This window comes from Bradyrhizobium sp. Leaf396 (assembly GCF_001424605.1).
GTDB lineage: Bacteria > Pseudomonadota > Alphaproteobacteria > Rhizobiales > Xanthobacteraceae > Bradyrhizobium > Bradyrhizobium japonicum_C.
The window spans coordinates 56,297-64,694 of the sequence record NZ_LMQJ01000030.1 but is presented as its reverse complement, the minus strand read 5'-3'; the positions used below and the strand labels follow the sequence as shown (position 1 = coordinate 64,694).

9 protein-coding genes and 4 pseudogenes are annotated in these 8,398 nt (G+C 65.1%); 10 read left to right on the top strand and 3 right to left on the bottom strand.

Annotated elements, in window-relative coordinates:
* Positions 1-91: 91 nt before the first annotated feature.
* Positions 92-520, top strand: a complete 429-nt coding sequence (locus ASG57_RS40130) for a CbiX/SirB N-terminal domain-containing protein (RefSeq protein WP_502690812.1) — start codon at positions 92-94, stop codon at positions 518-520.
* Here ASG57_RS40130 and ASG57_RS24215 read toward each other — a convergent pair.
* Positions 430-1,023 carry a UbiX family flavin prenyltransferase gene (locus ASG57_RS24215; RefSeq protein WP_057197843.1) on the bottom strand — a complete coding sequence of 198 codons (594 nt, stop codon included), beginning with the start codon at positions 1,021-1,023 and terminating at the stop codon, positions 430-432. The genes ASG57_RS40130 and ASG57_RS24215 overlap by 91 nt on opposite strands.
* Complete coding sequence (locus tag ASG57_RS24210) at positions 1,020-2,585, bottom strand: UbiD family decarboxylase (RefSeq protein ID WP_162250080.1); 1,566 nt, start codon at positions 2,583-2,585, stop codon at positions 1,020-1,022. The genes ASG57_RS24215 and ASG57_RS24210 overlap by 4 nt, the downstream gene beginning before the upstream one ends.
* Before the next feature lie 117 nt (positions 2,586-2,702).
* Here ASG57_RS24210 and ubiT point away from each other — a divergent pair, with 117 nt between their 5' ends.
* The 9 genes and pseudogenes from ubiT to ASG57_RS39375 all read left to right on the top strand — a co-directional run bounded on the left by ubiT (position 2,703) and on the right by ASG57_RS39375 (position 7,559).
* The gene (gene ubiT / locus ASG57_RS24205; RefSeq protein WP_244490943.1) at positions 2,703-3,176 is read left to right on the top strand and encodes a ubiquinone anaerobic biosynthesis accessory factor UbiT; all 474 of its coding nucleotides are present in this window, start codon (positions 2,703-2,705) and stop codon (positions 3,174-3,176) included.
* Positions 3,176-4,153 carry a ubiquinone anaerobic biosynthesis protein UbiU gene (gene ubiU / locus ASG57_RS24200; protein ID WP_057197837.1) on the top strand — a complete coding sequence of 326 codons (978 nt, stop codon included), beginning with the start codon at positions 3,176-3,178 and terminating at the stop codon, positions 4,151-4,153. Before ubiT ends, ubiU begins: the two co-directional genes overlap by 1 nt.
* Positions 4,154-4,182: 29 nt before the next feature.
* Positions 4,183-4,963, top strand: a pseudogene (gene ubiV, locus ASG57_RS24195) (ubiquinone anaerobic biosynthesis protein UbiV); the annotation flags it as partial.
* Positions 4,964-5,380: 417 nt separating this feature from the next.
* Positions 5,381-5,740, top strand: a complete 360-nt coding sequence (locus tag ASG57_RS39395; RefSeq protein ID WP_051160776.1) for a hypothetical protein — start codon at positions 5,381-5,383, stop codon at positions 5,738-5,740.
* A 240-nt stretch (positions 5,741-5,980) separates the two neighbouring features.
* Entirely contained in the window at positions 5,981-6,274 is a 294-nt protein-coding gene (locus tag ASG57_RS39390) for a hypothetical protein (protein WP_230646806.1), read from the top strand.
* A gap of 68 nt (positions 6,275-6,342) precedes the next feature.
* On the top strand, positions 6,343-6,675 hold the full coding sequence (locus tag ASG57_RS39385) for a hypothetical protein (RefSeq protein WP_024343156.1): 333 nt from the start codon (positions 6,343-6,345) through the stop codon (positions 6,673-6,675).
* A gap of 22 nt (positions 6,676-6,697) precedes the next feature.
* Positions 6,698-7,147: pseudogene (locus ASG57_RS24175) on the top strand (DUF2249 domain-containing protein).
* Positions 7,148-7,235: 88 nt separating this feature from the next.
* Positions 7,236-7,316, top strand: a pseudogene (locus tag ASG57_RS39870) (aromatic ring hydroxylase); the annotation flags it as partial.
* 93 nt (positions 7,317-7,409) lie between these two features.
* Positions 7,410-7,559 (top strand): hypothetical protein, encoded by a 150-nt coding sequence (locus tag ASG57_RS39375; RefSeq protein WP_230646818.1) that lies wholly within the window; start codon positions 7,410-7,412, stop codon positions 7,557-7,559.
* 78 nt (positions 7,560-7,637) lie between these two features.
* On the opposite strand, the pseudogene ASG57_RS37065 reads toward ASG57_RS39375, so the two are convergent.
* A pseudogene (locus tag ASG57_RS37065) lies at positions 7,638-8,329 on the bottom strand (IS5 family transposase); the annotation flags it as partial.
* Positions 8,330-8,398: the final 69 nt, after the last annotated feature.

Below are 8,398 nucleotides of genomic sequence, written 5' to 3'. Positions count from 1 at the left end.
GCGGCAGTAGAAGCGCTCACGAAGAGGCCGGCGCGCAGCAGCAATCCCGCATAGAGGTCGAACGGCCATTCCCGCAGGAACTTCATGTTTCGTGCCGGAGGCCTGCACGATCGCCCTCCAGGGGCACGGCTCGAAGCGCAATCCGGCGTCGCGCCAGGCAACCGAGCAGGTCGCGCGAACGATCGAGCAAAGCGCCGCCGTTGCGAAGGTCGCGGCGGCGTTCCTGGAGGAGCCGCCGTTTCTTGAGGAGACTGCGGCGGCGATCGTCGGGCCGACCGTCGTCCTAGGCCTGTTCTCCGGCGAAAGCCTGCACGGCGCCAAGGATGCGCCCATGCTCGTCGCAGGGCCCGCGGCGAGATCGTGTTTGCCGGCATCATGGGCAGCGGACCCGGCATCGAGGACCTCATCGCGCGCGACGTGGCGGCGGCGTCAGGGACGCGCCGCCTGTCCCGTCCATGCCTGCGCCGGCGCCGACACGCCCGGCAGGTCCAGAAGATTGATCGCGCGGCAGGCGATCTGATCGACGGCCTCGGCAAGCGATGCCGGCTTGAGATAGAAGGCCGGCAGCGGCGGCGCCACGATCGCACCGATCTCCGTCACCTGCGTCATCGCGCGAAGATGCCCGAGATGCAGCGGGCTTTCGCGCACCAAGAGCACCAGCCGACGCCGCTCCTTGAGCTGCACGTCGGCGGCGCGGACGAGGAGATTGTCGAGCTGCCCAMAGGCGATGGCCGAGAGCGTGCGGATTGAGCAGGGCGCCACGATCATGCCGCGAACCGGACACGAGCCGCTGGCGATCGAGGCTCCGATCTCGTCATGCGGATRGCAGCGAAAGGCGAGGCTGCGAAGATGGGCCAGAGCTTCGGTGCCCACCTCCTCGGCGAGCGTTCTTTCGGCCGCCGGCGAGACCACGAGGTGGACAGCGCAGCGCGTATTGTCCGCTAGACGTTCGACGATGCGCATGCCGATCGCAGCGCCTGAGGCGCCACTGATGCCGACGACAACGCCCTCCCGCTCGCTCATGCGGGCTCCCGTGCCGGCGCAGCGAGCCCGAGGTGCTCCCACATCGCGTCGATCCGTGCGATCACGGACGGATCCATCGCGAGCGGCTCCCCCCAGAGTCGATCCGTCTCCGGCGGGATTTTTGTCGTCGCATCGATGCCGAGCTTGCCGCCGAGGCCGGGCTTTGGCGAGGCAAAGTCGAGATAGTCGATCGGCGTGTCGCTGATCGTCACCAGGTCGTGCGAGGAATCGCTGCGAGTCGAAACGGCCCACATCACTGCGCGCCAGTCCCTGATATCAATGTCGTCGTCGACCATGATCAGGAGTTTTGTGTAACTGAATTGCGGCAGCATCGACCACAGGCCGAGCATCAGTCGCCGCGCTTGGCCGGGATAGCGCTTTTTGATCGATGCGATCGCGATCCGGTAGGAGCAGGCCTCCGGCGGCAAATAGCAGTCGATGATCTCGGGGAATTGCTGCCGGACCAGCGGCACGAACAGCTGGTTCAGCGCCTCGCCGATTCGCGAGGGCTCGTCCGGCGGCCGGCCCGTGAAGGTCGAAAGATAGAGCGGCTGCTGCCGGGTCGTTAGCGCGGTGACACGCATCACCGGAAACGYCTCGACGGAATTGTAGTAGCCGGTGTGATCGCCATAGGGSCCTTCGGGCGCGGTCTCGGTTGCCGACACGAATCCCTCGATCACGATTTCGGCCGCGGCCGGAACGGCGATCGGCACCGTCAGGCAGGGCGTCAGGCGCGGCCGCTCGCCGCGCAAAATGCCGGCAAAGCGCAGCTCGGACATCGTCTCCGGCAGCGGCAGAACCGCAGCCAGAATGGTCGCGGGATCGGCGCCGATCACTACGGCAACCGGCATGTCGCGGCCTGCCGCTTTCCATTGCTGATGATGACGCGCCCCGCCGCGATGGGCGAGCCAGCGGATGATGGCCCGGTCGCGCCCGAGCACCTGCATCCGGTAGACGCCGACATTCTCCTCCTGGTCGGCGGCCACGGAGTTCGGCGGCACGGTGATGACCAGCGGCCAGGTGATCAGTGGTGCYGGCTCTCCGGGCCAGCAGATCTGGACCGGCAATTTGCCGAGATCGATATCGGCGCCCATGGCGGCGCGTTCTTGAACCGCCGCGGCTCCGCGTGTGCGAGGGCGCGTCGCGAGCGCCGCCCGCGCCAGCGGGATCTTGTCGAAGGCATCCCGCAATCCCCGYGGCGGGCGCGGCGCGCGCAGCTCGGCCATCAGCGCGCCGAGCTCGTTGAGGCGGTGAGGTGCGATTCCCATGCCCCAAGCAACGCGCTCGACCGTGCCGAACAGGTTGGTGAKGAGCGGAATGTCCGAAGGCGTGCCGTCGGCCTTGACCGGCTGTTCGAACAATAGTGCAGGGCCATTCGCGCTGAGCACGCGGCGATGGATCTCGGTGATCTCGTGGACCACCGAGATTTTCTCCCGAATGCGTCGCAACTGCCCCCTCGCTTCGATGAAGCGCAGGAAATCGGACAGGTCCCGAAAGCGCGGCAGGTCACGCTGCAAGTGAACTCCTCCAAAAGAACGACAAATGCCCGGGATGATCTTCATGATCATTGTTCCGGCTCAAATACTTMGGCGCGTAATCCGTCCAGATGTGGTCGCATGAAAGATCCGTCCGCGGCTTCCGGCCCGTTGCCRGCTATCCCCCCGATCCTGGCCAACGCGATGCGGCCGCTACCGCTCAAGCCATTGCAGCTCGCRCTCGCCGGCTTCCTGCAACGCATCCTGCGGCGCAACCCGGCCATGTTCGACCGGCTCGGCGCGCACACGCACGCGCGTTTCGGCATCAAGCCCACCGATCTGCCGTTTGCCTTCGTGGTCGAAGCGAGGCCAGGCGGCCTGACGGTCGTGCGCGACCTGCCACGGGATCTTGACGCACGTATCTCCGCTACGCTCGCTAATCTCTTGGCCCTGCTTGAGGGCAGGGTCGACGGCGATGCGCTGATGTTCTCGCGCGGCCTCGTCATTGAGGGCGATGTTGAGGCTGTTCTCGCGCTGCGCAACGCGATTGACGACGCGCAGCTGGACCTCGTGACCGAGCTCTCGGCTSTGTTCGGACCGCTCGGCGCGCCGGCACGACGCGCCCTCGAAATGGCGCGCGGCGGACTATTGCGTGGATCCCGGAGGCCTGTCCGATAATGGAGCTGATCTGTCCCGCGGGCACACCGGCCGCCTTGAAGAGCGCCATCGAGGCTGGCGCCGATGCGGTCTATTGCGGGTTCAACGACGAAACCAATGCACGCAATTTTCCGGGCCTGAATTTCAGCCGCGATGAGCTGCGCAAGGGCATCGCGCTCGCCCACGGGAGCGGCGCCAGGATACTGGTCGCCATCAACACCTTCCCGCGCGCTGGAAGCGTCGAGCTGTGGCATGGCGCCGTGGATGACGCGGTGAGCGCGGGCGCCGATGCGCTGATCCTCGCYGATATCGGCCTGATGGACTACACGGCGAGGCGCCATCCGAACCAGCGCCTGCATGTCTCGGTGCAGGCGGCAGCCGCAAATCCGGACGCGATCGCATATTACGTCGAAACCTTTGGCGCGCGGCGCGTGGTGCTGCCGCGCGTATTAAGCGTGCCGGAGATCGGCGAGATTACCCGCGCAAGCCCTTGCGAGACCGAGGTCTTCGTGTTCGGCGGGCTTTGCGTCATGGCGGAAGGACGCTGCTCGCTCTCGTCMTATGCCACGGGCAATTCGCCGAACATGCAAGGCGTCTGCTCGCCGCCCAGCCACGTCGCCTACGAACAGGGCCCGCAAGGAACGACGTCGCGGCTGGGCGGGTTTACCATCAACCGGTTCGAACCTACCGAGCCCATCGGCTATCCGACGCTTTGCAAGGGACGCTTCACGACCGAGCACGGCACCGGCTATATCTTTGAGGATCCGGTCAGCCTCGATGCGACGGCGCTGCTTAAGGGTCTGCGCGATGCCGGCGTCACCGCGCTCAAGATCGAGGGGCGGCAGCGCGGGCGCGCCTATGTCGAAAGCGTCGTGCGCCATTTCCGCGCCGCGCTCGAAGCGCTGGAAAGCGGCCGGGAGGCCGAGATCGCCGGCCTCAAACCGTTCACCGAAGGCCAGGCGTCGACGGTCGGGGCCTATCGCAAGACTTGGCGTTAGTGCCGTMCGTCAGCAGTGAGGGAATTCCGATGCAACTCAGCCTCGGCCCGGTGTTGTACAATTGGGCGCCCRACCGCTGGCGCGACTTCTACTTCCGCATCGCAGATGAAGCGCCGGTGGATGTCGTCTCCGTCGGCGAGATCGTCTGCTCGAAGCGGGCGCCGTTCTTCGACGACCACCTTCCGRCCGTGATCGGGCGGCTGCGTCGTGCCGGCAAGCAGGTGCTGCTCGGATCGCTTATTCTGGTGTCGCAGCGTCGTGAGCGCCGCCAGAYCGAGGAGCTCGCCGGAACGGAAGAGGGCCTTGTCGAGGTGAACGATCTGACCTGCCTGAAGGCACTGGGCGGCCGAGCGCATGCGATCGGGCCSTTCGTCAACATCTACAACGAGGCGRCCGCAAGCTTCCATGCTGCCCAGGGCGCGACGCGCATCTGTCTGCCGYCGGAATTGCCACTACCATCTATCGGCACGATCGCGGCGGCACTGCCGGACGTCGCCATCGAGGTGTTTGCATTCGGCCGTGCACCGCTGGCGATCTCCGCGCGCTGCTATCACGCCCGCRTGCAYAAGCTTGCCAAGGACAATTGCCGCTTCGTCTGCGAGAGGGATCCGGACGGCCTTGCACTGAAAACGCTGGAGCAGCAGGATTTCCTGACCGTGAACGGGGTCCAGACGCTGTCTTACACCTGCACGAATCTGCTTGGCGATATCGGCGCGTTGCGCACTGCTGCCGTGAGCTCGCTACGCCTGTCGCCTCAGCACTGCGACATGATTGCGGTCGCGCGGACATTTCGCGACGTTGTGGAGGGCCNCGCGTTGCGCACTGCTGCCGTGAGCTCGCTACGCCTGTCGCCTCAGCACTGCGACATGATTGCGGTCGCGCGGACATTTCGCGACGTTGTGGAGGGCCGGGACGACGCGGAAAGGGGAACCCGGCGCCTGGCCGAACTCTATCCGAACGTTCCCTTCTCCAATGGTTTCCTCCACGGCGCGGCTGGCGTTTCGTATCAGCCGCACTCAGCATCAGAAGCGCGCTTTGTCACCGGGACGTGACCTGAAAGCCTGCACAAAGTTTGCTCTCGTACAATGAGTCGGGTGCTCCGCCGCCCCTATCCTGATGTGTAAGAACTCCATGAGGAGGACCGCCGATGTGGCCGTACCGTGGTGAGGCCTTCCGGGCTCGGGAGGACGTCAGATGATGATGGGCGGCAACGTCTCGGAATAGACCATGAGCTGCTTCGCGGTTGCGACCGCGTGGCTGTTTGCGGCCGAGGCGCTGATGGTTGCTGGTTTTGGGTTTCCGGCCGTCGATATCGCCGCGCCTGATACGCTCGTCCTCGTCCAAATCATCGCCATCGGCTGGCTCAGCCTGTGCGTCTGTGGCGCCCTCACGCAATTCATGCCGGTGCTGGTAGGCAAACCCGTATACAGCGAAGCGGCGACGCTGCCGGTGCTCTGTCTGCTTGTCGCAGGCCGCTGCTGCTCGGCTTCCTGGCGCTCGGCGGCCGGTTGCCGCCGTGGCTCTGGCTGCTTCCGTTCGGGGCGACGTTGCTCGTCTCGGGCTTCGGCCTGCTGGCCCCAGACCTGATCCTTACCATTTGGCGCGCCCGCCCGCTGTCTGGGCCGGCGCGGTTCGTGCTCGCCGGCCTCGCACCCCTTGGCGCCACGGCGGCGCTTGGCACCTCCTTTGCCTGGGGACTGGCGGGGCTCCGGCAGCGCCGCTCGGCGTCCTGCTTGGCGCCAGCATTCCGTTGCACGCGATCGCGGGGCTCGGCGGCTGGCTGACACTGACAACGATGGGCGTAAGCTATCGTCCCTCGCGATGTTCATGCTGTCGCCGGACGTCGATCCACGACGAAGCCGCGCAACCCTCTACGCCAGTGCCGGCACGCTTGGTCTTGCGCTGGCCGGTGGATTGGCTGCCATCGCGGTGCAGGCGCGGCTCGAGGGCGTGCTGTCGCTGGCGGGCGTCTCTTGTGTCGCGACCGTCGCGTTGTACGGCCGCGATGTCGTCGCTCTCTACCGCAACCGCAAGCGGCGCACGCTGGAGCTGAACACGACCATGGCGCTCTATGCGCTGGGCGGTCTCGCCGGCTCGGTCCCGGACTTGCGCCTGCACTGAACGGCTCTTTTGCCGCTAACCTCGACGCGTTCGCCTTCCTGATCACGTTCGGCTGGCTCTCTGGGCTAATGCTCGCAAAACTCTACAAGATCGTCGCATTCCTCACCTGGCTCGAAACCTACGGGCCGGTGACGGGCCGCGTGCCGACCCAGCGAGTGCAGGATCTCGTGGTCGGAGCCCGTGCGGCGCGATACTTTGTCGGCTACTTCGTCTGGGTCTGGGTTGCTACGGTACTCCTGCTCGCGGGCCGAACACAGCCGTATCGCATCGCGCCGCTCGGCATGATGGCGGCCACGATGGGTATCGTGCACGAGCTGCTGCGTGTGCGCCGGCTTGCTGACGTGACGAAGAGTGTGCGGCTGCCGCAGGGCGCAAGGCTGCCGAGGCTGCTGCATTCGTGAAGCCTGTGTCTGGAGAGAATTGATGACCGAATATCTCGAGGTAGACGTGCGACCGATCCTGCGCACGGGCGGAGAACCCTTCCACGATCATGGCAGCGGTCGCGAGCGTACGGCCGGTGCAGGGCACCCGTCTCTACGCGCCATTCAAGCTCGTGCCGTTGTTCGATGTTATGGCGAGCAAGGGCTTTGCGCATTCGGCAAGTGAAATCGGCGGAGGCGACTGGCAGGTTCTGTTCACGCCCCTGACTCGCCAGCAGCTGCGGGGCCGTTCAGCGACAAATGGCCTAGGTCGAAGGTCCGGCTCGACACCAGGGAGCTTGATCCGCCTGAGCCCATGGTCCGGATCTTGGCCGCGGCCGAACAACTTGGCCCCGGCGAAACGCTCACGGCATTGATCGGCCGCGAGCCCGTGTTCCTGTTTCCGCAGCTTGAGAAGCGCGGCTACAACTGGCTTGGCAGGCTTCCTGCCTGATGGGGCGACCTATGGGCTCACAGTGAGGGCGCGGCCATGAACAGCGGTCTCATCGAGCATGTTCGCGAGCCCCTCCGCGTCGTGATCGATCCCGAGCTCGGCGCCCAACATCGTTGATCTCGGCTTCGTCTATGACATCACCATCGACGATGGTGCCGCGCACATCACCATGACCGCGACCACCCCCCGCTGCCCCGCCTCTGGCTCCCTGAGGATGGGGTCGCGCGCAGTGCGGCGGTTCGAGCCGCCCTGGGATCCATCGATGATGACGGACGAAATCAAGTCTCGGCATCGCGCCCGTACATTGATCGCGTTGGAGGGTGGAATGATCAGTCCCGGCGAGAGCGGCGCGGCGCGTATCGGCATCCTGGTCGCGTCCGATCGCGCCAGCCGCGGCGAGTACGAAGACTAGGGTCCGGACTCAATTGATCCACCAAGTGATCGCAGCGGCCAGAAGGATTGCAGACAGGAAGATGTCTGCTCGCTTGTCGTATCTAGTTGCAATCCGGCGGAAGTCCTTGAGGCGGCAGAACATCCGTTCGATGACGTTTCGGCCTTTGTAGGCGATCTTATCGTAGCGATGCGGGTGTTTGCGGGTCGGATTTGGCGGGATCACGGCCTTGATGCGGCGTGCGGCCAGCTCGTCGCGCAAGCTCCTGGCGTCGTAGGCTCGATCGGCCAGCAAACGCGGCGGGTTGCGGACCATGCCGATCAAACCGCGTGCACCGACCAGGTCGTGGGTGTTGCCAGGAGTGATCAGGAAGGCAAGCGGACGGCCGATATCGTCGGTCAGCGCGTGGATTTTGGTGGTCTGCCCGCCGCGCGAGCGGCCGATCGCATTGTTGAAGGCCCCCCTTTTGCGCCGGCCGCGGAGCGATGGGCTTTTATGTAGCTGGAATCTACGGACATCGATCCGTACATGCCCGTCGATCCGGTCAGGGCGTAAAAAATATCCGTCCAAATCCCCTGTCGGCTCCAGCGGTTGAAGCGGTTGTAGACCGTCGTGTAGGGGCCGTAGACTTCTGGGCAATCGCGCCAGCGCGAACCCGATTTCAGCATGTGCATAATGCCGCTGATCACACGTCGATCATCAACCCGATGCGCTCCCTTGCGCCCTCGTGGCAACAACGGCTCAATCCGCCGCCATTCCGCATCGCTGAGCCAGTAGACCTGCTTTGCCATTCAAGCCTCCCTTCCACTGAGAAGCTTGAATCACAGCCGAATTCCGGATGGAATCCCTATTGAGTACAG